The organism is Pseudomonas sp. CFBP 8758, from assembly GCF_014841725.1.
GTDB classification, from domain to species: Bacteria; Pseudomonadota; Gammaproteobacteria; order Pseudomonadales; family Pseudomonadaceae; genus Aquipseudomonas; species Aquipseudomonas baltica.
This window is the reverse complement of sequence record NZ_JACYUK010000001.1, coordinates 761,407-784,872: the sequence shown is the minus strand read 5'-3', so window position 1 is coordinate 784,872 and position 23,466 is coordinate 761,407. Positions and strand designations below refer to the sequence as shown.

General features: G+C 62.5%; 28 protein-coding genes. 19 read left to right on the top strand and 9 right to left on the bottom strand.

The genetic code is table 11. The annotated features are described in order from the left end of the window. On the top strand, positions 1–220 hold a 220-nt coding region (locus IFT75_RS21320; protein WP_207186125.1), incomplete at its 5' end, for a hypothetical protein. 133 nt (positions 221–353) lie between these two features. After that, entirely contained in the window at positions 354–1,235 is an 882-nt protein-coding gene (gene rhtA, locus IFT75_RS03815; protein WP_122475777.1) for a threonine/homoserine exporter RhtA, read from the top strand. A 9-nt stretch (positions 1,236–1,244) separates the two neighbouring features. Here the strand turns inward: rhtA and IFT75_RS03810 are convergent, their stop codons facing one another. Then, positions 1,245–3,053, bottom strand: a complete 1,809-nt coding sequence (locus IFT75_RS03810) for an aminopeptidase P family protein (protein WP_192053395.1) — start codon at positions 3,051–3,053, stop codon at positions 1,245–1,247. Positions 3,054–3,208: 155 nt separating this feature from the next. Beyond that, a complete protein-coding gene (locus IFT75_RS03805) occupies positions 3,209–3,772 on the bottom strand; it encodes a helix-turn-helix domain-containing protein (RefSeq protein WP_122475781.1) in 564 nt (187 codons plus the stop codon). A 190-nt stretch (positions 3,773–3,962) separates the two neighbouring features. On the opposite strand from IFT75_RS03805, the gene IFT75_RS03800 reads away from it, so the two are divergent. The 6 genes from IFT75_RS03800 to IFT75_RS03775 are packed head-to-tail and all read left to right on the top strand — an operon-like array spanning position 3,963 to position 10,026. Continuing rightward, entirely contained in the window at positions 3,963–6,881 is a 2,919-nt protein-coding gene (locus IFT75_RS03800; RefSeq protein WP_185794551.1) for a monovalent cation/H+ antiporter subunit A, read from the top strand. Continuing rightward, positions 6,881–7,225: a Na+/H+ antiporter subunit C gene (locus IFT75_RS03795; protein ID WP_043186251.1), complete on the top strand. Its 345-nt coding sequence runs from the start codon at positions 6,881–6,883 to the stop codon at positions 7,223–7,225. Before IFT75_RS03800 ends, IFT75_RS03795 begins: the two co-directional genes overlap by 1 nt. Next, positions 7,222–8,901 carry a monovalent cation/H+ antiporter subunit D gene (locus tag IFT75_RS03790; protein ID WP_122475785.1) on the top strand — a complete coding sequence of 560 codons (1,680 nt, stop codon included), beginning with the start codon at positions 7,222–7,224 and terminating at the stop codon, positions 8,899–8,901. Before IFT75_RS03795 ends, IFT75_RS03790 begins: the two co-directional genes overlap by 4 nt. Further along, positions 8,898–9,386 carry a Na+/H+ antiporter subunit E gene (locus IFT75_RS03785; RefSeq protein WP_185794549.1) on the top strand — a complete coding sequence of 163 codons (489 nt, stop codon included), beginning with the start codon at positions 8,898–8,900 and terminating at the stop codon, positions 9,384–9,386. The genes IFT75_RS03790 and IFT75_RS03785 overlap by 4 nt, the downstream gene beginning before the upstream one ends. Continuing rightward, positions 9,383–9,661 (top strand): K+/H+ antiporter subunit F, encoded by a 279-nt coding sequence (locus tag IFT75_RS03780; RefSeq protein ID WP_122475789.1) that lies wholly within the window; start codon positions 9,383–9,385, stop codon positions 9,659–9,661. The genes IFT75_RS03785 and IFT75_RS03780 overlap by 4 nt, the downstream gene beginning before the upstream one ends. Continuing rightward, a complete protein-coding gene (locus tag IFT75_RS03775) occupies positions 9,658–10,026 on the top strand; it encodes a Na+/H+ antiporter subunit G (RefSeq protein ID WP_122475791.1) in 369 nt (122 codons plus the stop codon). The genes IFT75_RS03780 and IFT75_RS03775 overlap by 4 nt, the downstream gene beginning before the upstream one ends. On the opposite strand, the gene IFT75_RS03770 is transcribed toward IFT75_RS03775, so the two are convergent. Further along, positions 10,027–11,043, bottom strand: coding sequence for an ABC transporter substrate-binding protein (locus IFT75_RS03770; protein ID WP_192053393.1), 1,017 nt, complete (start codon positions 11,041–11,043; stop codon positions 10,027–10,029). 70 nt (positions 11,044–11,113) lie between these two features. Continuing rightward, entirely contained in the window at positions 11,114–11,581 is a 468-nt protein-coding gene (locus IFT75_RS03765) for a hypothetical protein (protein ID WP_122475794.1), read from the bottom strand. A gap of 151 nt (positions 11,582–11,732) precedes the next feature. On the opposite strand from IFT75_RS03765, the gene IFT75_RS03760 reads away from it, so the two are divergent. Next, positions 11,733–11,894 carry a hypothetical protein gene (locus IFT75_RS03760; protein WP_163007413.1) on the top strand — a complete coding sequence of 54 codons (162 nt, stop codon included), beginning with the start codon at positions 11,733–11,735 and terminating at the stop codon, positions 11,892–11,894. A 198-nt stretch (positions 11,895–12,092) separates the two neighbouring features. Continuing rightward, entirely contained in the window at positions 12,093–12,329 is a 237-nt protein-coding gene (locus IFT75_RS03755; RefSeq protein ID WP_122475796.1) for a DUF2789 domain-containing protein, read from the top strand. A gap of 21 nt (positions 12,330–12,350) precedes the next feature. Here IFT75_RS03755 and IFT75_RS03750 read toward each other — a convergent pair whose 3' ends face one another. After that, positions 12,351–12,755 (bottom strand): TraR/DksA family transcriptional regulator, encoded by a 405-nt coding sequence (locus IFT75_RS03750; RefSeq protein ID WP_122475798.1) that lies wholly within the window; start codon positions 12,753–12,755, stop codon positions 12,351–12,353. Between the two features lie 298 nt (positions 12,756–13,053). Here IFT75_RS03750 and IFT75_RS03745 point away from each other — a divergent pair, with 298 nt between their 5' ends. After that, complete coding sequence (locus IFT75_RS03745) at positions 13,054–13,698, top strand: YceH family protein (RefSeq protein WP_192053391.1); 645 nt, start codon at positions 13,054–13,056, stop codon at positions 13,696–13,698. Between the two features lie 8 nt (positions 13,699–13,706). Here the strand turns inward: IFT75_RS03745 and IFT75_RS03740 are convergent, their stop codons facing one another. Continuing rightward, positions 13,707–14,525, bottom strand: coding sequence for a shikimate 5-dehydrogenase (locus IFT75_RS03740; protein WP_192053389.1), 819 nt, complete (start codon positions 14,523–14,525; stop codon positions 13,707–13,709). 183 nt (positions 14,526–14,708) lie between these two features. On the opposite strand from IFT75_RS03740, the gene IFT75_RS03735 reads away from it, so the two are divergent. The 3 genes from IFT75_RS03735 (at position 14,709) to pbpG (ending at position 16,519) form a co-directional block, all read left to right on the top strand. Further along, positions 14,709–15,095 (top strand): hypothetical protein, encoded by a 387-nt coding sequence (locus IFT75_RS03735; protein WP_185794545.1) that lies wholly within the window; start codon positions 14,709–14,711, stop codon positions 15,093–15,095. Positions 15,096–15,207: 112 nt separating this feature from the next. Further along, a complete protein-coding gene (locus IFT75_RS03730) occupies positions 15,208–15,396 on the top strand; it encodes a hypothetical protein (protein ID WP_122475803.1) in 189 nt (62 codons plus the stop codon). Between the two features lie 202 nt (positions 15,397–15,598). Next, entirely contained in the window at positions 15,599–16,519 is a 921-nt protein-coding gene (pbpG, locus tag IFT75_RS03725; protein WP_192053387.1) for a D-alanyl-D-alanine endopeptidase, read from the top strand. Positions 16,520–16,528: 9 nt separating this feature from the next. Here the strand turns inward: pbpG and IFT75_RS03720 are convergent, their stop codons facing one another. Further along, the gene (locus IFT75_RS03720; protein WP_185794544.1) at positions 16,529–17,494 is read right to left on the bottom strand and encodes a sensor domain-containing diguanylate cyclase; all 966 of its coding nucleotides are present in this window, start codon (positions 17,492–17,494) and stop codon (positions 16,529–16,531) included. A 75-nt stretch (positions 17,495–17,569) separates the two neighbouring features. Next, complete coding sequence (locus IFT75_RS03715) at positions 17,570–18,016, bottom strand: hypothetical protein (RefSeq protein WP_192053385.1); 447 nt, start codon at positions 18,014–18,016, stop codon at positions 17,570–17,572. A gap of 227 nt (positions 18,017–18,243) precedes the next feature. Between IFT75_RS03715 and IFT75_RS03710 the strand changes: the two genes are divergently transcribed. Genes IFT75_RS03710 through IFT75_RS03700 form a run of 3 tightly spaced genes read left to right on the top strand, consistent with a single transcriptional unit; the run spans position 18,244 to position 20,961 of the window. After that, a complete protein-coding gene (locus IFT75_RS03710; RefSeq protein ID WP_122475810.1) occupies positions 18,244–18,927 on the top strand; it encodes a response regulator transcription factor in 684 nt (227 codons plus the stop codon). After that, the gene (locus IFT75_RS03705; protein ID WP_192053383.1) at positions 18,905–20,296 is read left to right on the top strand and encodes a sensor histidine kinase; all 1,392 of its coding nucleotides are present in this window, start codon (positions 18,905–18,907) and stop codon (positions 20,294–20,296) included. The genes IFT75_RS03710 and IFT75_RS03705 overlap by 23 nt, the downstream gene beginning before the upstream one ends. 2 nt (positions 20,297–20,298) lie before the next feature. Beyond that, positions 20,299–20,961, top strand: a complete 663-nt coding sequence (locus tag IFT75_RS03700) for a response regulator transcription factor (protein ID WP_185794542.1) — start codon at positions 20,299–20,301, stop codon at positions 20,959–20,961. Between the two features lie 15 nt (positions 20,962–20,976). On the opposite strand, the gene IFT75_RS03695 is transcribed toward IFT75_RS03700, so the two are convergent. Next, positions 20,977–22,080, bottom strand: a complete 1,104-nt coding sequence (locus IFT75_RS03695; protein ID WP_122475816.1) for a DUF1615 domain-containing protein — start codon at positions 22,078–22,080, stop codon at positions 20,977–20,979. Positions 22,081–22,182: 102 nt separating this feature from the next. On the opposite strand from IFT75_RS03695, the gene IFT75_RS03690 reads away from it, so the two are divergent. Continuing rightward, positions 22,183–22,581 (top strand): hypothetical protein, encoded by a 399-nt coding sequence (locus IFT75_RS03690; RefSeq protein WP_185794541.1) that lies wholly within the window; start codon positions 22,183–22,185, stop codon positions 22,579–22,581. Between the two features lie 89 nt (positions 22,582–22,670). Further along, positions 22,671–23,444: a YkgJ family cysteine cluster protein gene (locus IFT75_RS03685; RefSeq protein ID WP_185794540.1), complete on the top strand. Its 774-nt coding sequence runs from the start codon at positions 22,671–22,673 to the stop codon at positions 23,442–23,444. Positions 23,445–23,466 lie beyond the last annotated feature (22 nt).

Genomic DNA, 23,466 nt, shown 5'->3' with positions numbered 1-23,466 from the left:
TGGCCAGAAACCTGAACAACTTCAAACACTTGACTCGCTTCGATCACTCGTCAGCGGGAGGCGAATTCTACAGCATTTCAAACCGCTGTCAACTGCCTTTTTCACCGCTTCCGACCTTGACGATCGAAACCCTTCCGAACCTTCTAAAACGGCCAACTCATTGATTAACAAGAGGTTTATCGTTTCGGCTGCGCCGGAAGTGGGGCGAATTATAGAGTGATTCCGGCGGGCGTCAATAGCCAATACGGAGAAAGTTCAGCAAATATAAAAATGGGCAATATATTGCTCATTTCATCCGCCTTGGCCATGATACGCCGCACGCATGCCTTTCACACCTGCCAAGTAGCCGACACATGACTCCGCCTTCGCTGACTACCAAGCTCTACCCTATCGCTCTACTTCTTATAGCCATGGCGTCCATCCAGACTGGTGCCTCGCTGGCCAAGGGCATGTTTCCGTTGATAGGTGCACAAGGTACGACCGCCTTGCGTCTGATCTTCGCCAGCCTGTTCATGCTGGTACTGCTGCGCCCATGGCGCGCCAAGCTGACCTGGACAACGCTGCAGACGGTGATGATCTACGGTATCGCTCTGGGCTGCATGAACCTGCTCTTCTATATGTCGCTGCGCACCGTACCGCTGGGGATCGCCGTGGCCCTGGAATTCACCGGGCCGTTGGCGGTAGCCATTCTGGCTTCGCGCAAGGCTGTGGATTTTGCCTGGGTTGCCCTGGCAGTCGTCGGACTGCTGCTATTGATACCCATGGGAGAGGCGCAGGCAGGGCTCGATCCGGTCGGCGTCTGCTATGCGCTGGGGGCTGGCGTGTGCTGGGCGCTGTACATTCTGTACGGGCAGAAGGCCGGTGCCGACAATGGCGTGCAGACCGCCGCACTGGGTGTGATGATCGCTGCGGTGTTCATCGCGCCGATCGGTATTGCGCATGCGGGCAGCGCCTTGCTCGACATGGCATTGATACCAACTGCCATCGCCGTGGCAATCCTGTCCACGGCGCTACCCTACAGCCTCGAAATGGTCGCACTGACGCGCTTGCCTGCGCGAACCTTCGGTACGTTGATGAGCATGGAGCCGGCCATCGGAGCGCTGTCGGGGCTGTTGTTCCTGCATGAAGTGCTGAGCACTACCCAATGGCTGGCCATAGGCGCGATCATCATGGCCTCAGTCGGAGCCACTCTGACGATTCGTGCCGAACACGCCCCTGCCGTGGCCGCCGACTGATCTGGCTCTTCACACGGGTAGAGTGCGCTCGCGCAGCCACTCCAATGAGGCGCCTGCCAGCAAGGGCGCCACTCGCCGGGCCACTTCGGCATGGTAGTCGTTGAGCCATCGGCACTCAGCTGTCGACAACTCGTGAACATCTATGCAGCGCGTATCGATGGGGCATAGGGTCAAGGTTTCGAAGTCGAGGAACTGGCCAAAGTCGCTTTTGCCGGCTTCGCGGGTGAGGACCAGGTTCTCGATACGCACACCCCAAGACCCAGGACGATAGGTGCCCGGTTCGATCGATGTGATCATCCCCGGCAGCATGGCCGTCTGCGGTGTCGTCGCGGCTTGATAGGCGATGACTTGCGGCCCTTCGTGAACATTCATGAAATAACCCACCCCATGGCCAGTGCCGTGCCCATAGTCGACCTGATCGGCCCAGATCGGCGCGCGTGCGATGGCATCGAGCAAGGGTGAAAGGATCCCCTTGGGAAAAGTGGCGCGTGACAGGGCGATCATGCCTTGCAGCACCCTGGTGCAATCCGCTCGCTGTTGCGCCGTGGGCGCACCGACCGGAATCATCCGGGTTATGTCGGTAGTGCCACCTAGATACTGGCCACCGGAGTCGATCAACAGCAGACCGTCACCCTCGATCACGGCATGGGCCTGTTCGGTGGCGCGGTAATGCGGCATTGCACCGTTGGCGTTGAACGCCGCGATGGTCGAGAAGCTGAGCGAGACGAAGTTGGGTCGACGCGCGCGCGCAGCCGTCAGCCGCTCGTCGATGGTCAATTCGGTTATACGTTCGCGGCCCCAGGCACCTTCCAGCCATGCGAAGAACTCGCACAGTGCCGCCCCGTCCTGCTCCATGGCATGGCGGATATGTTCCGCTTCGGGTTCGGTCTTGCGCGATTTGCTCAGGGTGGTTGGATTGAGTGCTTCTACCAGGGCCACACCCGTCCCGAGGTTTTCGATGATGCCAACGGTGACGCGGGCCGGGTCGAGCAACAGCTTTTCGTCTACCGGCACAGCGGCCAGCGCCGATGCGATGTCGGTGTAGTCGCGAACCTCGATGCCGTCCTGCTCCAGGCTGTCGCGCACGCTGCTATCGACCCTGGACAGCGCAGTGAACAGCGTGGCCGAGCGCTCGCCGATCAAGGCGAATGCGACGAATACCGGGTTATAGGGTACGTCCGACCCGCGCAGGTCAAACAGCCAGGCGATGTCGTCAAGGGTTGCCAACAAGTGCCAATGGGCGCCATGCGCCTGGATCTGCTCGCGCAGCGTCTTCAGTTTTTCGCCGCGCTCGCGCACAGCGTAGGGTGCGGCATGTGCGTAGATCGATTGCGCAGGCAATGCCGGGCGATCGAGCCAGACCTGAGCGAAAAGGTCGGTATCGGTACGCAGTGACGCACCTGTCTGCTGGAGCTTTTCTCGCAACTGCCGTGCGGCGGCGATTGCCATGACCGCGCCGTCGACTGCAACCGTGCCGCCTGCGCGCACCTGAGTACCCAGCCAATCCAGTGGGCCCGGTTGCCCGGCGATCAGCTTGACCAATTCGATGCCGCTGTCGGCGAGTTCGACCCGTGCCTGCTCCCAGTAGCGGCTGTCGGCCCAGAGACCGGCGAACTCGGCGGTCACGATCAGGGTTCCGACCGAGCCCTGGAACCCGGACAACCATTGGCGGGCCTGCCAGTGCTCCGGCAGATATTCGGATAGATGCGGGTCCGCCGAAGGTATCAGCAAGGCATCTATGCCCTCGCGGAGCATGAGCGCGCGCATGTCGCGCAAGCGCTCGGCAACGGGAAAGCGGGCGGAAGGTGTCAGGCTCATTCGGGCTCCGGTTCGGGTGCTGGATCTTTTAGGCAGATGTTGGAGGCAGATCGTGTGGACGGATAATGGCGAAGGCAGCAGCGCGGGGCAACCTCGAGAAAGGACGCTTCGCACCTGCTCGACGGCGTTGCGGTCACCTTGCAGCCTGGAGGAGTTCAGATGACGACGTTACGTACGAAGCGGACAGCCGTTTCGCTGTCGTTGCGGTACGCGTAGGGCTGATTGCTCGGGTAGACGAAAAACTCGCCGGCCGCGAGTTCGCGGGTGCGGCCCGCCAATATGATGGTGAGGCGTCCCTCGCAGACGTAGATCTGCTCGCTCCACCCTTCGGCGTCCGCCTCCGATGCATAGGATTCGCCGGGCTGCAGCAGCCATTCCCAGAGTTCTACCTCCTTGCTGGCCACCGTACTGGCCAGGAGTACAGCCCTGCTGCCCGGCAAGGTGCCGACCCACGCCAGCTCGTTGATACGGCTGGGGTCGCGGTTCTCGCCAGGCTGGATGAGGTCGCTGAAGGCAACCTCCAGCGCTTGCGCGACGCGATCCAGAGTGGTCAGGCTGACGTTGTTGTCGCCGGCTTCGATGGCCACCAGCATGCGGCGACTGACACCGGACTGTTCCGCGAGAGCCGCTTGGGAAAGTCCGGCGGCCTGACGCAAGCGCCGCACGTTATGGCTGACATGCTGAAGCACCGAAGCTTTGGAACTGGGGTCTTTGACCAAAGGGTTTCGCGCTCGCTGTGAGTAGTCCCGCTGATCGACGCAATCCTGGCGGAGCTAACGGTGGTAAAAATTTGTCATAAAAAAACAAGTCGTTACAGCATGCCTGTACGATTCTGCCACAGCTTGCGGGTTGGTGATCACCCAGTGACCCCGTATGATCGTTTTCAATATTCCTGCAGATTAGAAGCCTATGTCCTTGATAGTACTATTGCTTCTGCCCTTCGTAGGCAGTTGCGTGGCAGCCATTCTGCCGCACAACGCGCGCAACGCCGAATCGCTTCTGGCTGGACTGGTAGCCTTGGTCGGCACGGTACAGGTAGCCATGCTGTATCCGCAAATCGCCAACGGCGGTGTGATACGCGAGGAATTCCTCTGGCTGCCCAGTCTCGGGCTCAACCTGGTGCTGCGCCTGGACGGGTTTGCCTGGCTCTTTTCCCTGCTGGTGCTGGGCATCGGCACGCTGGTCGCGCTCTATGCGCGCTACTACATGTCGCCGCAAGATCCAGTACCACGTTTCTTCGCCTTCTTCCTGGCCTTCATGGGCGCCATGCTAGGCCTAGTGATCTCCGGCAACCTGATCCAGATGGTGTTCTTCTGGGAATTGACCAGCCTGTTCTCCTTTCTTCTGATCGGTTACTGGCATCATCGCGCCGATGCACGCCGCGGCGCCTACATGGCGCTCATGGTGACCGGCGCAGGTGGCCTGTGCCTGCTGGCCGGGGTGCTGCTGCTGGGTCATATCGTCGGCAGCTACGACCTGGACAAGGTGCTCGTGGCGGGCAACGTCATCCGCGCGCACGGCCTGTATCCGGTCATGCTGACTCTGGTCCTGCTGGGTGCGCTTACCAAGAGCGCACAGTTTCCGTTCCATTTCTGGCTACCCCATGCGATGGCCGCGCCTACACCGGTTTCCGCTTATCTGCACTCGGCAACCATGGTCAAGGCCGGGGTGTTTCTGCTGGCGCGGTTGTGGCCATCGCTTTCGGGCAGCGAGCAATGGTTCTGGATAGTGAGTGGGGCGGGAGCATGTACCCTCGTGCTGGGTGCCTATGCGGCGATGTTCCAGAACGACCTTAAAGGCCTGCTTGCCTACTCGACGATCAGCCACCTGGGCCTGATCACCCTGCTGCTGGGGCTCAACAGCCCGCTGGCAGCCGTGGCGGCGGTGTTCCACATTCTCAATCATGCGACGTTCAAGGCGTCGCTGTTCATGGCAGCGGGCATCATTGACCACGAGAGCGGCACGCGGGACATACGCCGCTTGAGCGGGCTTTTCCGTCTGATTCCGTTCACGGCCACGCTGGCCATGGTCGCAAGCGCGTCCATGGCCGGTGTGCCGTTGATGAACGGCTTCCTGTCCAAGGAAATGTTCTTCGCCGAAACGGTGTTCATAAGCTCCACCGCCTGGGTCGAGATCGCTCTGCCCGTGGTGGCGACGCTGGCCGGTATCTTCAGCGTCGCCTATTCATTGCGCTTCACGGTGGACGTATTCTTCGGTCCGAAAGCGACCGATCTACCCCATGTGCCCCACGAACCACCGCGCTGGATGCGTGCGCCGGTTGAGTTGCTCGTGCTGACCTGCCTGGTGGTCGGCATCTTTCCCGCGCAATCGGTGGCGCCGTTCCTTGCTGCTGCAGCATTGCCGGTAGTGGGCGGCGAGCTGCCCGAATACAGCCTGGCTATCTGGCATGGCTGGAACGCGCCGATGGTCATGAGCCTGATCGCAATGGGCGCGGGGGTGCTGCTCTACGTACTGTTGCGCAATCAGTTCCGTCACGGTCGCCTGCGTTATCCACCGGTGATCGAACGCTTCAATGGCAAGCGCCTGTTCGAGCGTTCGCAGGTGGTGATGATGCGGCTGGCGCGAAGGGCGGAGCTGCTGTTGACTACCCGACGCCTGCAGGCGCAGTTGTTCATGCTGGTGCTGGTCGCCGTACTGGCGGGGATGGCGCCGATGCTCTACAGCGGCCTGAGCTGGGGTGATCGACCGAAAATTCCAGGTTCGGGCGTGTTCGTGATTCTCTGGATGATTGCCATTGCCTGTGCGCTGGGCGCCGCCTGGCAGGCGAAATACCACCGGTTGGCTGCGCTGACCATGGTCAGCGTGTGCGGGCTGATGACCTGCGTCACCTTCGTCTGGTTCTCGGCGCCTGATCTGGCGCTCACTCAGCTGGTGGTGGAAGTGGTCACCACGGTATTGATATTGCTGGGCCTGCGCTGGCTGCCTCGGCGGATCGAGGAAGTCGCACCGTCACGAGCCACTCTCGACCGCGCCAAGCTGCGGCGCCTGCGCGATCTGGTGCTGGCCCTGGTCGTGGGCGGCGGCATGGCGCTGTTGTCCTATTCGATGCTCACCCGTGCAACACCCAACTTCATTTCCGAGTTCTACCTGAGCCGTGCCCTGCCCCAGGGCGGCGGGACCAACGTGGTCAACGTCATGCTGGTGGATTTCCGCGGTTTCGACACCCTGGGCGAGATCACGGTCCTTGCCGCCGTGGCACTGACCGTGTTCGCCCTGCTGCGACGCTTCCGCCCACCCAAGGAGAGCATGCAGTTGCCTGCGCAGCAGCGCTCGTTGGCACCCGACGTGGTCACCGACCTCATCAACCCACGTGGCGCGGACGATACGGCCCTGGGTTTCATGATGGTTCCAGCGGTTCTGGTCCGCCTGTTGCTGCCGGTGGCCGTGATCGTGTCGATGTACCTGTTCATGCGCGGACACAATCAACCGGGTGGGGGCTTCGTCGCCGGCCTGGTGCTGTCGGTGGCGTTCATCCTGCAGTACATGGTGGCAGGCACGCAGTGGGTCGAGGCCCAGATGCGACTGCGTCCCTTGCGCTGGATGGGTACCGGACTGCTGTTCGCAACCGTCACCGGATTGGGTGCGATTGCACTGGGCTATCCATTCCTGACGACGCACACCGCGCACCTGCACTTGCCGCTGCTGGGTGACTTGCACGTGGCCAGCGCGCTGTTTTTCGACATTGGTGTATTCACCGTGGTAGTGGGTTCGACCCTGCTGATCCTGACCGCCCTGGGCCACCAGTCGGTGCGTGGTCATCGCCCGTCGAGCCTGCCCAAGGGCATCGCCCCCAAAGGAGCCGTCTGATGGAAGAAGTGATTGCAATCGCGATCGGCGTCCTGGCTGCGTCAGGTGTCTGGTTGATCCTGCGTCCGCGGACGTTCCAGGTGGTCATGGGCCTTTGCCTGTTGTCCTACGGGGTGAACCTATTCATCTTCAGCATGGGCAGCCTGTTCATCGGCAAGGAGCCGATCATCAAGGAAGGTGTGCCGCAGGACCTGCTCAACTACACCGACCCCCTGCCCCAGGCACTGGTGCTGACGGCCATCGTCATCAGTTTTGCGATGACTGCGTTGTTCCTGGTGGTGTTGCTGGCATCGCGGGGCCTCACCGGCACTGACCACGTAGACGGCCGGGAGCCCAAGGAATGAGCTGGATGCCCCATCTGATCGTCGCGCCCATCGTGCTGCCGTTGTTCACGGCAGCACTGATGATGCTGCTCGGAGAAAAACACCGTCCGCTGAAAGCGCGGATCAACGTCATTTCCAGCATGCTGGGACTGGCAATCGCCTGTTACCTGATGTGGTGGGTACAGGATCAAGGCCAGGCCAGCTCGATTGGCGTGTACCTGCCCGGCAACTGGCAGGTGCCATTCGGTATCGTGTTGGTGGTGGACAGGCTCTCGGCATTGATGCTGGTGCTGACGGGCATCGTCGGGGTCTGCGCCCTGCTGTTCGCCATGGCGCGCTGGGATCGGGCCGGCGCCAGCTTCCATGCGTTGTTCCAGATTCAGCTGATGGGGCTCTACGGAGCGTTCCTGACGGCTGACCTGTTCAATCTGTTCGTGTTCTTCGAAGTGCTCCTGGCCGCGTCCTACGGCCTGATGCTGCACGGCTCCGGCAGGGCCCGAGTATCGGCAGGGCTGCACTACATCGCCATCAACCTGCTTGCCTCGTCGCTGTTCCTGATCGGCGCGGCGATGATCTACGGCGTCACCGGCACCCTGAACATGGCTGACCTGGCGTTGAAGATTCCGCTGGTGCCCGAGGCGGATCGCGGCTTGCTGCATGCCGGTGCGGCCATTCTGGCGACGGCCTTCCTGGCCAAGGCCGGCATGTGGCCGTTGAATTTCTGGCTGGTGCCGGCCTATTCCGCCGCCAGTGCCCCGGTTGCGGCCCTCTTTGCGATCATGACCAAAGTGGGTTTCTACACCCTGCTGCGGCTGTGGACACTGTTGTTCTCCGGACAGGCCGGGGCCTCGGCGCACTTCGGTGGCCAGTGGTTGATCTACGGTGGGCTGGCGACCATCGCCGTGGCCGCAGTGTGCATCGTTGCCGCGCAGCGCCTAGAGCGCATGGCCAGCCTGAGCATCATGGTGTCGGCCGGTATCCTGCTGGCGGCCATCGGTTTCGGGCAGAGTGGACTGATCGGCGCTGCGCTGTTCTATCTGGTCAGCTCGACATTGGCGCTCAGCGCCCTGTTCCTGCTGGCCGAGTTGATCGAGCGCTCGCGCTCGGCCAACGAAATCCCGCTGGAGTACGATGCCGACCCGCTGCCAGCAGCAGTCGAGGCCTTGCATCCACCCAAGGGCATCAACCTGGATGACGAGCAGAAAGCCGTGGTGGGTCAGGTGATCCCATGGACCATGGCCTTCCTGGGTTTGAGCTTCATTGCCTGCGCACTGCTGATCATCGGCATGCCGCCGCTCTCCGGCTTCATTGGCAAGCTGAACCTGATTTCCGCACTGTTCAACCCGCAGGGTCTGGGTGTTGCCAGCGAGCAGACCCTGAGTGCAACCGCATGGGCCTACCTGGCGTTGCTGATTCTCTCCGGGCTGGCGTCATTGATCGCGCTGGCACGGGTCGGCATGCAGCGCTTCTGGACGCCCCACGAGCGGCCTTCGCCGTTGCTGCGGCTCAACGAATGCGTGCCGATCATGGTCTTGCTGGGGCTTTGCGTCGTGTTGGCGATGCGCGCCGAGCCACTGTTGCGGTACACGGCGGACACGGCGGCGATGCTCGACGATCCCAAGCAATACGTGATGACCGTGCTGGGCGCTCAGCCAATACCCAGCCCGACTGCTGCCAGCCTGGAGGGTGAACCATGAGCCGCCTGTTCCCCGCCCCTCTTTTGTCCATTGCCCTTGCCGCACTATGGCTGCTGCTCAATGTGTCCCTGAGCGCCGGGAACCTGTTGCTGGCCGCGCTGCTTGGGTGGCTGGCGCCGTTGCTGATGTCGCCCCTGCGGCCTCAGGCGGTACGGATCCGTCGGCCCATGGTGGTGCTGAAACTGCTGCTGCGCGTAGGTGGCGGCGTGCTGGTTTCCAACCTGCAGGTATTCTGGCGGGTGTGGACAATGGACGTTCGCGCGCCCCGCTCGGCCTTCATCGAGATTCCGCTGCAGTTGCACAATGCCAACGGCCTGGCCGCCCTCGCGGCCGTCGCCACCGTCATTCCCGGCACCGTGTGGTCCGAACTGGCGCTGGATCGCAGCGTCCTGTTGATGCATGTGCTGGATCTGGATGACGAGGCGCAGTTCATCAAGGAATTCAAAGACACCTACGAACGCCCGCTGATGGAGATTTTCCAATGAGCGCATTGCTGTCCAATGCCATTGTCGCGAGCCTGTTCATCTTTGCCCTGGCCATGTTGCTGACCCTGGTGAGACTGTTCCGGGGGCCGTCGGCCCAGGATCGGGTACTGGCCCTGGATTACCTGTATATCCTGGCCATGCTGGTCATGCTGGTGCTGGGTATACGCTACGCCAGTGACACCTATTTCGAGGCAGCGCTGCTGATCGCCCTGTTCGGTTTCGTGGGCTCGTTTGCGCTGGCCAAATTCCTGCTGCGCGGAGAGGTCATCGAATGAATTCGGTACAGATACTGCCGTTCTGGGTGGAGGTGGCCACAGCGGTATTGCTGCTGGCCAGCAGCGTGTTCGCCTTCACCGGCGCCTTGGGGCTGCTGCGCTTCAAGGACTACTTCCAACGCATGCACCCGCCCGCGCTGGCGTCGACATTGGGCGCCTGGTGCGTGGCGCTGGCTTCGATCCTGTACTTTTCCTGGCTCAAGCACGGGCCAGTGGTGCATGCCTGGCTCATCCCGATTCTGCTGTCGATCACCGTGCCAGTGACCACGCTGCTGCTGGCTCGGGCCGCGCTGTTCCGCAAGCGTACCGCGGGGGAAGCGGTGCCTGCCGAAGTCAGCAGCCACCGCAGCGACAGTGGTCACTGACTACTTGAGGCTGGCGCTGACCTTGCTGGCGACCTCTTCGGGTAGCCATGCCTTCCACACGTCTGGATGATCTTTCATGAACGCCTCGCTGGCCTGGCGAGGCGATGTGCGGGCTTCGCTCATGTCGGCCAGGGCCTTGTTCAGGGGATCGATGGGAAGATCGACCTTGGCGAAGAAATCGACCAGCTGCGGATACTCTTGCTGGAACGCCTTCGACACCCCTATGGACAACTTGGAAGGTAGAGAGCGGCTCGGCAGCGGCGCAGGGTTGTCGGCATCGGTCAGAGTGCTCCAGGCCTTGGCATCGAACGGCGGTTCTTCGAGCTGGATAAGCTTGTAACGCCCCAGCAGCGGCGTCGGCGACCAGTAGTAGAAGAGCACCGGTTTGCCGCGACGGATCGACGACGCGATTTCGGCATCCAAGGCAGCGCCGGAGCCCGAACGGAAATTGACATAATCGTCAGTCAGCTTGTAAGCCTTGAGTTTCTGCGCGTTGACGACTTCGGACGTCCAGCCGATCGGGCTATTGAGAAAGCGGCCCTTGTCGGGACTTTCCGGGTCCTTGAAGACGTCCTTGTAGCGCGCCAGGTCGGCGACGCTGCGCAGCTCTGGCGCGAGCGGTTTGATGCCCTTGGCGGCGTCACCCTTGACCACGTATTCGGGAACGAACCAGCCCTCGGTGGCACCCTTGACGGTATCGCCCACACCGATGACCTTGCCCTCGGCTTCGGCCTTGACCCATACCGGGCTGCGCCCCGCCCACTCTTCGGCAATGACCTGGATGTCGTTCTTGGCCAGGGCCGTTTCCAGGGTGATAGTCGTGCCGGGCTGGGTGTCGGTGGGCAGCTCGTAGCCCTTCTCGACGATGTAGCGCAGCAGTTCGGTGATGAAGCTGCCGCTTTCCCAGTTCAGATCGGCGAAGTGTATGGGCGCCGGCTGCGCGTGAGCCGGGATGGCTGCAGTCGATAGCCAGAAGCCGGCGCCACAAGCGGCCAGCCAGGCACGTAGTCCTTTCATGCGGGGTTCCTCGGTAAACAGTCGATGACTTGGGTAAGTCAACTTACTGTAGCGCAGGTTCCCCGAGGCGTTACTCGCTGGCCTTGAAGGCCAACTCACCCTTGCGCCACTTCGCCGCCTTGGCGGTTGCCGCCTTCAAGGTCTTGCCGAGGTTTTCCTCGATGCGCTCGTGGGCGGCGAATACCAGCATCACCGTCTGGCCTTCCTTGAACACGATGCCCTCGCCCTGCGCCATGCTGACGAAGGCATACTCGCCGAGCCCGTAAACGGTAAGCTTGATGTCGCGAAACTTGAGTTCGAACTTGCCACCTTCGCGACTGGGCAAGACCGCGGCGCGAAAATGGTCGCCTACTTTGAGTTCGAGCCTGGGCTTGTCATCGACGACCAGTGCGGACTCGGTATCGAGTTCGGCCATATAGATGCCTTCAGCGCTTTGTTCGGTGACATAGACGAAACGCGACTGAAAGAGTTTGACCAACTTCGCACGCAAGTCGCCGAGCACAAACAGTGCGTGCATATCCAGATTACTTACTGCCAATGAAGAATCCTCAAATCGAAACACAGACTACCGAACGCTGTTCGCGTGGTAATAACCTGAAGACGCGGGGAGCGCCGAACGGTCGGCGGCACGTGCAATGACTGCCACCGACCTGCTAACGAAAGACTAAAGGATCGAACCTTGATCCGGGATGCGCAGCGTCGACCCTGCTGCAGGGAAAATTGCCGATGACCGCGAAGGAAAAAGGCAGGCCTGGCCATGTGTGGCTGAGCGGCGCCGGAGCTGCATCGAGCAGCCGGCGACCAACATGATCCGAGCGATGATGCGCATGACGGTGATCTGCCGCGAATAGTACCGAATCGAACCCCGCCGCGGTCAAGAAGTTTGTTGCATGGCTGCGGCCTGGGCGGAAAACGGTGCACAGGCCAGTGCTTCTGTCCGTCAGTACTGCAGACAAATCCGGCATCGCATGCGAACTCTGGCGAGGGCCTCGCCTCAGATACTGGGTAACCTTTCAATCATGGCCGGAAACGGCCGCAGAGGAGTCATCATGGATCTGCCGAACCCAAGCCTTACTGGCCTTTTCGATCAACTGGGCCTGGCCAGCGACGAGGCCGATATTCAGAAATTCATTGCCGAGCATCAGCTGGATCAAGACACCAAGCTGATAGATGCGCCCTTCTGGAGTGAACAGCAACGCAACTTCTTGAAAGAAGAGCTGCACAGCGACGCAGAATGGGCGCCCATCGTCGATGAGCTCAACGTGGCATTGCATCCGCAGGCGTAAGAGGTGCCTGCGCGGGCGTGATCATGCCTGACGCTGATGCTTGTCGATCTGCTCGTGGCGCTCTTGCGCCTCGATGCAGTATTTAGTGGTGGGGCTGATCAGCAGACGCTTGAGACCGATCGGCTCGCCACTGTCGTCGCACCAGCCGAAGCTGTCGTCGTTGATCCGGCCCAGGGCCATTTCCAATTGCGGCAGCAGGCGCTGGTCGCGATCGATGACATTGACCAGCCAGTGGCGCTCCTCTTCCACGGAAGCGGCATCGGCGGGATCAGCCGGCGTATCCAGGCTTTCAATGGCTACACGGCTTTGCTCGATACGCTCTTGGGTCTCGATCTTCATGGCCTGCAACAGCTCGGTGAAGTAGGCCAGTTGCTCGGCGTTCATGTAGTCATCAGCCGGCATGGCCAGCAACTTTTCCTTTGTCATTGATTTCTCTGCAAACGAATAATGCGCTAGGGCAAAACAGGAAGCTCGCGACGCCGGAAGCGACGCAGGCAGAATTCTTCAAGCACCACAGGGCACATGGTCAAGAGGGGCGGCAGTCTAAGGCCGGTTTTGACGCGCAGCAACCCCAAATTTGGCGCCCGCCCGGGTGATGACGTGCCGTCGCGCGCATAGCCGCGCCACGGGCGGCGGCGGGCAGCCGGGCAGACGTCTTTTCGCGCGGCTTTTATAGCATACTGGCCGTCTATGATTGCCTGCGATGATTGCTTGGGGTTTCGCCATGACCGACGTTGAAACAAACGCTTCCGAACCACTGCAGCTCGATGCCGTCGAGATCCGCGTGCTGGGCGCACTGATCGAGAAGCAGGCCAGCAATCCGGAAACCTATCCGCTGACGCTCAATGCGCTGGTACTGGCCTGCAACCAGAAGACCAGTCGCGAGCCAGTGAGCCAGTACACCCAGGGGCAGATCGGGCAGAGCCTGCGCGCTCTGGAAGGCCGGCAGATGACCCGACTGGTGATGGGCAGCCGTGCCGATCGCTGGGAACACCGGCTGGACAAGGCACTCGAGCTGGTGCCCGCCCAGGTCATCCTGATGGGCCTGATGTTCCTGCGGGGACCGCAGACCGTTGGCGAGCTGCTGTCGCGCAGTGCCCGCCTGCACGACTTCGAGGACAGCGAGCAGATCTTGCATCAACTCGAGCGATTGATCAGCCGCGGTTTCGCGGTGCATGTGCCGCGCCAGGCAGGCCAGCGCGAAGATCGTTACTCCCACGCCCTGGGCGATCCGGCTGCCATTGACGCAATCATGAACGCCCGTGCTGCGACACCCGAACGCGGCGGTTCGCGGCCTGACGATACCCGCCTCGACGAGCTGGAGGCACGCATCGCCGTACTGGAAGAGCGCTTGTCGCGGCTGGAATGACGCGCTGATCAGCTGCGGGCGTACTCGGTGGCCAGACGCAGTTGCTCGGCCGTTGGACGCACGCCGGTGTAGAGCACGAACTGTTCAAGGGCTTGGATGGCAATGACTTCCAAGCCTGTGATCACCGGTTTGCCCAGTTCGCCCGCGGCCTTGATCAATGGTGTCTGCCAAGGCAACGCGACGACATCGAATACCCGCTGCGCCGCTTCTATGGCGGCGGTTTCAAACGACAGCTCGTCGGCCTGCTCGCCACCGGCCATGCCGATCGGTGTGACGTTGACCAGCAATTGCGGGCGCGAATCGCCCAGCTCGGCCTGCCAGGGATAACCGCAGGCGTCGGCCAACGCGCGGCCGGTTTCGTAGTTGCGAGCGATGATCAAGCCATTGCGCAGACCAGCGTCGCGAAATGCCGAAGCCACGGCCTTGGCCATCCCGCCGCTGCCACGCAGGGCAAAGGTGGTTTCGGAATCGACGCCGTGCGTGTCGAGCAGTTGGCGGATGGCCAGGTAGTCCGTGTTGTAGGCCTTGAGATGGCCGTTGTCGTTGACGATGGTATTGATCGACTCGATGGCCGCTGCCGACGCATCCAGCTCGTCCACCAGGGGTATGCAGGCTTCCTTGAATGGCATCGACACGCCGCAGCCACGGATGCCCAGGGCGCGCATGCCGCCGATGGCGGCTGGCAGGTCGCGCGTGGTCATGGCCTTGTAGTAGTAGTCGAGACCCAACTGGTCGTACAGGTGATTGTGGAAGCGCACCCCGAACGTTCCGGGACGCGCGGCGAGGGACATGCACAGGGTGGTATCGCGGTTGGGAGAAATGGACATCGGTGGCCTCCGGGCGGCGTGTGACGTATGAAAGCGGGCTGACGACGCCATGCCCTTACACAAAATTTACCCATGGACAGGGACGCTTTCGACTGATTTTTTGTCATAGTCGTGTTCCCGGCGAAATGCTTTGGACCTATCGCAGGTTCGAACGCCAGGGGTGCGAAACACGAGGAATCTATCATGATGCGTCAACTTCCCAAGATCGCTCTGTTGATCGGCTCGCTGGCGATGGCCAGCCAGGCCTCGGCGCACGGCGGCGGCTGGCAGGGTGCCGGGCCGGGAATACTGGGCGCGGTATTGGGTGCGGCCGTGGTCGGCGCGGTGGTCACCTCCAATGCACCGCAGCGGGTCTATGTGGAGCAGCAACCGGTGTATGTGCAAAGCCCGCCACCGGTGTATGTTCAGCAACCTGTCTATGTACAGCAGCCGGTGTATGTCCAGTCGCAGCCGGTGTATGCACAGCCCTACCCCGTGTATGCAGCACCACCGCCGCCGCGTGGTTACTACGGGCCACCGCGCGGCTACTATGGGCCTCCGCCGGTCTACTACGGCCCGCCGCGCTGGTGAGTCGCGCGGTGTGAGCGCGATAGGGATTGTCGATGGTGACTATCGAGCAAGGTGATTTCTAAGGTGCGGGTCGATTTCGTAAGGTGGTCGGCAGGAACCACGGAGGTCTCTCATGCCTGTATTAAGAATCATGTCGGTAGTCGGCAGTGCAGTCCCGGAAAAGTTGCGCGATCTGGGCCTGCTGGCGTGCTGGTACGTAGTGCGCGACGGCGAGGCAATCAGCGGCCCCCTGCCCTCCCTGCCCCACGCCAAGCAAGCGTACGCCACACTCACTGCGGCGCAGCACCCTCAGTTGGCCTGAGTCATTGCGCTTGCGACAAAGCCCCGCCTTGCGGGGCTTTTCATCGGACATCGAGCTGGATGAGCTTTTCTTCACGCGGTGCATCCCGACAAGCGCGACAATCGGCAGGCGCTTTGCCATACTTCCGACGTGTGACATTCGACACTCTCGACCCCGCCTCGATCATCAGCCCGATCTACCTCTTTTTCAGTGAGCGCTCCGCGTGAAGACCCCGCTATCTTTTTTCAGCCTGTGGCTGGCCTTGACCACCTTTGTCGTCGCCCCGAACCTGCAAGCGGCGGAAAAAGCCGCCATCCCGCGTGACCCATCGCAGTTGCACCTGGCCTCGGGCAGTGCCCTGCTGATCGATCTGCAGACCAACAAAGTGGTCTACGAGAACAACGCCGACCATGTGGTGCCCATCGCGTCGGTGACCAAATTGATGACGGGCATGGTGGTGCTGGATGCCAAACAGTCCATGAGCGAAGTGATTTCGGTGGACATCAGCCAGAACAAGGAAATGAAGGGTGTGTTTTCGCGGGTCAAGCTCGGCAGCGAGCTGAATCGCCGGGACATGCTGCTCATTACTTTGATGTCTTCCGAGAACCGTGCGGCGTCGAGCCTCGCGCATCACTATCCGGGTGGCTACGGTGCGTTCATTGCGGCGATGAATGCCAAGGCTCGCTCGTTGGGCATGACCCATACCCGCTATGTCGAGCCCACCGGGCTGTCTACCAGCAACGTCTCGACCGCACGCGATCTGACCAAGCTGCTGGTGGCGGCGCAGCAGTATCCGCTGCTGAGCGAGCTGAGCACCACGCGGGAAAAGACCGTGGCGTTCAAGAAACCCAGCTATACATTGGGCTTCCATAACACCGATCACTTGATCAACAAGGACGACTGGGACATCAAGATCACCAAGACCGGCTTCACCAACATGGCCGGCCACTGCCTGGTGCTGGTGACGCGAATGGGAGGTCGACCGGTGGCCATGGTGATCCTCGATGCTTTCGGCAAGTACACCCACTTTGCCGACGCCAGCCGCCTGCGCAAATGGGTGGAAACCGGCAAGAGCAGTGCACCGCCGGCGGTGGCGATGGACTACAAGGCGCAGAAGAAGCAAATGCGTCAGGCCGCGGACTGACCGCGCCGATCACGAACGCCGAGCGGCCTGCTTGCGGGCATACATGGCGCCGTCGGCATCGGCCAGCAGACGCTTTACGCTGTCGTGACGCCCGGGGTCGTACTCGATGCGACCCACGCTGTAGGTGATCGAGTAGCGCCCTTGCAGCTCGGCGTTGGCGTCTGCCAGGGCTCGGCCCAGGCGCTCGATGACCGCATCGCCTGCGGCGGCATTGGAGCCCAGCAGCAGCGCGACGAATTCGTCCCCGCCCATTCTTCCGACGATGTCCATTTCCCTGAGCACTCTGCGCAATACCTGGGCGAACGTGACCAGGGCGCGGTCGCCTTCGGCGTGGCCAAAGGTGTCGTTGATGACCTTGAAGCGATCGAGGTCGAAGAACAGCAGCGACGCTGGCGTGCCCATGCGCCTGCACATGCTCAAGGCATGCTCGGCCAGGGCTTCGAACCCGCGCCGGTTGGACAGCTGGGTGAGGTCGTCGATGCTGGCCAACTGCAAGGCGGCGATCTCGCGCTCGGCCATGCTCGCCAGGTCCAGCAGCAGGCCGCGTTCCTCGGCGTCGAGGACCCTCGGCCGGGTATCGAGCAGACATAACGTTCCGACGTTGCTGCCATTGCCCACTTTCAGCGGGCAGCCGGCATAGAAGCGGATCCTGGGTTCACCGGTCACCAACGGGTTGTCGTGGAAACGCTCGTCGCTGCCGGCATCGGGGATCATGAGGATCTGGTCGCTGAGGATGGCATGGGCGCAGAACGAGACATCTCGCGGCGTTTCAGTGGCGGCCATGCCCTGGCACGACTTGAACCACTGGCGGTCGCTGTCCACCAGGCTGACCAGGGCAATGGGCACGTCGAACAGCCGCCTGGCCAGGCGGGTAAGACGGTCGAAACGCTCCTCGGGCCGAGTGTCGAGAATGTTCAGCGCATGCAGGGCGTGTACGCGCTCTTCTTCATGCACAGGCTTGGCAGGCGCCAGCATTGGGGAGCTCCTCGGTGATGTCTGCCCCTAGCCTAGCTCATGGACCAAGGGTTTATAAGTAGCCTGGGGTGGACGTCAAGCCGTGGTACTGACCATGGAACCGGCGGTGCTGCTGCCGGATTGCTGCATGGCCTGAAGCAGCCCAGCGGTGGCGGTCTGCAACGCCGCAGAGGTGGCGACCACCTGCGCCTGGATGGCGGCCACGGAGGCTGCCTTGCTTTCTTCGCTTTGCTGGCTGGCCTGGATGCGGGCCATCTCCTGCTGCTGTTCCTGAAGCTGCTTCTGCAACTCGGCAATCTGCTTTTGCAGCGCCTTGATCGTGTCCGATGTACCACTGCTGCCCTGGGCTGCGCCCGCGCCGCCAGCGCCACCGGCCGGCGCGCCTTTCTCGGTATCGGCAGGCGCGGCAGCGGTCTGCGTCGCCTCGCTGTCGGCGACCGCCGTGGGCGCCGGCGCGGCAGTGTTGCTCGGGGCAGACGGGCGAATGCTCAAGGTGCTGGCGATGTTGTTCAAGGCGTTCATGACGAGTGCGTCCCTATAGGCTGTGACCGTTGCATCGGCCGGAAACAACCAGGCTTTAGCAACCTGCATAGCGAACGTGCTATCCGTCGGCCTGCGGCCTCGGAACTGCCTTGGGGTTACCCAGAAAGGAGGAGGTGGCGCAAGATGAAAAAAACTTCAACGAGCCGTGCGCGGATTGTTGTCACAATGCCGCCATCCTCAGCAGACATCATCGGGTAGAGACCAACATGACGCGCGTACTGACCATCGAAGACGATGCCGTGACCGCCAGGGAGATCGTGGCGGAACTGAGCAGCCATGGTCTGCAGGTCGACTGGGTGGACAACGGCCGCGAAGGGCTGGTCAAGGCGGTGAGCGGCAACTACGACGTGATCACCCTGGATCGCATGCTGCCCGAGCTGGACGGCCTGGCCATCGTGACGACCCTGCGCACCATCGGCGTGAGCACGCCCATTCTGATGATCAGCGCGTTGTCGGATGTCGACGAGCGCGTACGCGGACTGCGTGCCGGTGGCGATGACTACCTGACCAAGCCGTTCGCCTCGGACGAGATGGCGGCTCGGGTCGAGGTGCTGCTGCGCCGCAACAACCCCGTGGCCGCCGCCGACAACACGCTGCGCGTCGCCGACCTGACCCTGGATTTGATGACACGCGAAGCACGCCGTGGCGAACAGGCGCTGAACCTGCTGCCCACCGAATACAAGCTGCTGGAATTTCTGATGCGCAATGCCGGGCAGATCCTGACGCGCATGATGATCTTCGAAGAAGTCTGGGGTTATCACTTCGATCCGGGCACCAACCTGATCGACGTACACATTGGCCGCTTGCGCAAGAAGATCGACCCACCGGGCACCGCACCGTTGATCAAGACCGTGCGAGGCTCCGGCTATGTCATTGCCGAACCTGTCTAAAGGCTGGCGTTCTTCCAGCAGTCGGCTGCTGGCGCTCTACAGCTTTCTGTTCGTGGCCTGGAGCAGCATCCTCATGGGGGTGTTGTACTACGAGGTCTCGACCTACCTCGCCGACCTGGCGCGGCACTCCCTGATGCAGCGTCAACATCTGTTCTCGCGGTTCCACGGTGAAGCGCTGAACGAGGCGCTGGCTGCCAGCGAAGCATTCGATGATCGCACCTTCGATGCCTATGGCCTGTTCGACCTGCAACTGCGGCCGTTGTCCGGCCAGCTGCTGCAAGTGCCGCGGGGCCTGCCGCTGGACGGTCGCATCCACGACCTGGACAGCTGCCTGGACAGCGCCAACCCGCAGATGCCGCAGAACAGCTGCGACGCGGTGGCCATGCGTACACTCGATGGTCGCTGGCTAGTGCTGGTACGCGACAACGGTTCGTTGTTCGCGGTGACCCACATCATTCTGCGCGCACTGCTGTGGGGGATTTCGCTGACGATCATTCCCGGGATCGCCGGCTGGCACCTGCTGCGACGCAGGCCATTGCGGCGCATCCGCGCCATCGAGGCCCGTGCCGATGCGATCGTTGCCGGTGATCTGACCACTCGCCTGCCGCTCTCGGACCGCCGGGACGAATTGGACATGCTGGCGGCGATCGTCAATGCGATGCTCGAACGCATCGAGCAACTGATGATCGAGGTCAAGGGCGTCTGCGACAACATTGCGCATGACTTGCGTACTCCCCTGACCCGCCTGCGCGCCCAGTTGTATCGCATCCAGCAGGAGGCGCCTGCCGATTCACGCCAGGCGTTGCAGCTGGACGACGTGATCGCTGAAGCCGACACGCTGATGGCGCGTTTTCGTGGGCTGTTGCGCATCTCGGAAATCGAAGACCACCGCCGACGTTCCGGCTTCATTTCCTTCGACCCGCAACCGCTGCTGCACGAACTGCACGACTTCTATCTGCCTTTAGCCGAGGACGAGGGCATCAATCTGCGTCTGGACGTGCCCGACACGCTGCCGATGCTGCATGGCGATCGCGCGCTGCTGTTCGAAGCCGTGGGCAACCTGCTCAGCAATGCCATCAAGTTCACTCCGGCGCACGGTCTGGTGGTGCTTGGCGCCACGGCGGAAAACGGCGCCACACGTTTGGAAATCAGCGACAGCGGACCGGGTATCGCACCAGAGGAGCGCGAAGCGATCTTTCAACGCTTTTATCGTTGCGAAGCCGACGGCCAGCACAGCGGCTTCGGCCTGGGGCTGTCGATCGTTGCTGCGGTGGTCAAGCTGCATGGGTTTACCCTCGAAGTGGGCAGCAGCGAACAAGGTGGCACGCGGATGACCCTGTGGTGCCGACAAAGCAAGGCATTGGTGTGAACATGAACCTGCTCTATATCAGCGACACGCCCGACAACGCCCTGCAAGGCGCATTGGCGGAACACGCCACAACGCTGCACACGGTCGATACGGCCACAGCAGCGCAGGCGCTTGTGCCAGGCCAATATGGGTTCATCGTGCTGGCACTGGAACGCTCTGGCCAGGGCGCGCTGGAGCACTGCCTGGCACACCGGGGCAGCGCTGCACTGATGGTGCTGCTGGCCGGCGACGACCGTCAGGCCCGTATCGCCGCCCTGCGCGCCGGGGCCGATGCGTGCCTGGCGCAGCCGGTCGCCACAGCCGAGGTGCTGGCGCGTCTGCAGGCACTGTCCCGTGCGCGGCCGCGCGCCCCTGCCCTGCCGCCTTCACGCCTGTGGTTGTCGCCATCGCGGCTGATGGTCGGACGCGGCAAGCGCCAGCAGAGCCTGACCGTCAGCGAGCATCGCTTGCTGGCGATGCTGGCAAGCAACCCTGGCGCGGTCAGCCGGCAGTTCATCGAGCAGCAATTGTGGGGCGCAGGCCAGGCGCCGAAGACGGCGCTGATCGAGCGACACGTGTGCAACCTTCGTCGCAAGCTGGCCCAGCTCGATTGCCCCGAAGCCCTGCAGACCCTGCGCGGCTTTGGCTACAGCCTGGCCGAGCCGCTGCTGCTGCGCGCCGACTAAGCAAACCCGGGGCCCTCAGCGGGCGCGCAGCATGCAGCGGGCGTAGCGCTCGTCCACCCGTTGGGCAAACCAGGCCGTGGTCAGGTTGCGGGTGATCTTCGGGCTCTGCAGTTTGATACCCGGAAGAATCGCCCGCGGAACAGGCTTGCCGGCAGCCTTGTCGGCCAGGGCGAAGGTACGCTCGAAGAGCGTGGTCTTTTCGAAATCCAGGGTTTCACCTTCCTCGAGGGCACGGCGAATGTCGCGGTCGTTCATGTTCAAGCGGTTGCCAAGATTGCGTACCGCCAGCTCGGTGTTGCTGGCGGCGCTGGAGTCGTAGCGGATCAGGTCGCCGTCGAGCGCCAGACGGCCGCCGGACAACTGGTTCACGGCATTCTGGAACGCCGCGTTGCGGCTTGCGTACCAGCCGGCGTTGAAATCGGCGAAGCGGTACAACGGACGTTCGTAGCTGGCCGGATAGCCAAGCAGATGGGCAATGCCGAAATACATGCCGCCGCGCCGGGTGAACACTTCGCGGCGAATCGAACCGTCTACGGTGTAGGGGTAGCGCGCGCGGTGCTTCTCGGCGAAGTCGATGCTGACCTGCATCGGTCCGCCGGTGCGGACTGGGTTGAACGTGCCGAACAGCTGCCTGCCCAAGGGCACCATGCCGGTGAAGTCGTCGAAGATTTCGCTGAGCTGTTTCTCCGAGCGCGCAGCCTCCAGCCGTTGCGCATAGGACTTGCCGTCGACCGAGCGAATGCCCAGCGCAGCGTCGACGAGAAAGCCCGGTACATGCACCCGACCGGCGCGGCGGTCGATTTCCTGGCGGGCGATCTTGCCCAGCCCCGGCACGCTGGGGTCGACCTGGAAGGTGGACTCCTGCTCGGCCACGGCCAGCACCGCGCACAGGTTTTCATCGCTGCCCGGGATGCCCTGCACGTTCAGGGCCGTTTCGATATCGGCAGCCCAGCCCTCGCGGTCGGTGACCTTGGCGGGCAGCAGCTGCACGAGCTTGGCACGCACCTGTTCGGGCGAAGGTGCCGGGGGTTGGTTGCTGCGTTGACTGGAACAGGCGGCGAGCAATACAAGGAGGATGCTCAGTGCGCCATGGCGCACGGCGAGCCGGCTTCTGGACATGTAAGGCCTTGGGAACGGATGGATTTGCGCCAGTATGGACGAGGCCCCGGCATGTCGACAGCCCCAGTGCAAATACCCCGCAGTCTGGCTATGCTTGCGCTCATGACCATGGCCCCTGCCACTCGCCAACCCTGCCCACCCGGCGCTTGCATCTGCGAGCGCGAACGCCTGCACGCGGTTCCCGATGCCGACCTGCGCATCCTGCGCCTGACCCGCGATGAAGAAAAGCGCCTGCTCGAACGGCTGGAGAACGTGGACAGCCTGGATGACCTGCGGCGCTTGCAGCAGCGTATCTTCGACCAGCTCGGCCTGCGTGTCGAAGTCACGCCTGGCTCGAGCACGGTGCGCAGCATGCGTGGCATCGCTATCCACCTCGACGCGCTGCCGGGACTGTGCCGCAAGACGCGGCAAGCGATCCCGGCCGCTATCCGTCGCGGCCTGGAAAAGAACCCCCAGGTGGCCTACCGGCTGCTCGACGCCCACGACCTGCTGGGCGGCTGAAGGGAGCTGGCACGGAATCTGCTCCGGTCCAGTTCATCAGTGTCGAAACGCCATGTTTTCGTCACTCTTTCCGAACAGACGGGGTTGGCATGGACACACGTTTTTCTTGCACCGGTTGTGGCAAATGCTGCAGTGACCATCACGTACCGCTGACGCTGTCCGAGGCGCGCCATTGGGCGGAAGACGGCGGCCAGTTGATCGTGTTGCTCGAAGCCTTCCTGGAAAACGGCCCCGGGCTGCACAGCCTGAACCTCAGCCACGCGCAACAGGAACATGCCAGACGGCGTTCGCTGCCCGTGCTGTGCGGCAGCGCGCCCGCCTACGTCTCGATCACCTTCGCCGCCTACAACGTCGGACCTTGCCGCAACCTGAATGCCGACAATCGCTGCGGCATCTATGCCGAGCGGCCGCTGGTGTGCCGGATCTATCCGATGGAGATCAACCCGCACATTCCACTGCGTCCGGACATGAAGGATTGCCCGACCGAAGCCTGGGCCACTGGCTCTGCGTTGATTGCCGGTGGGCATTTGGTCGACGCGCCGCTGGCGGCGTTGATCGAGCAGTCGCGCCAGGCCGACCGTGACGACATCGCTGCCAAGGCGCAGGTGTGCGCGCAGCTGGGCATCCACACTGCTGCGCTCAAGGGCGATGGCTTCACCACTTACCTGCCGCCGCCTGCCGCTTTCCTCGCGGCGCTGCGCGAGGTCGACACCATGCCGATGCTGACGAATAACTTGTTGACGCGCTGGGACCTGCACGTCCCGGATGAAGACCTGGCACGGCGCCTGGCCGAAACCGGCGCGATGATCGCCGCCATCCTGGCTGACGACGCCATGTTCATTTCGCTGCGCCGGGTGGCCTGAGCAGCGCAAACGCGCAGATGGG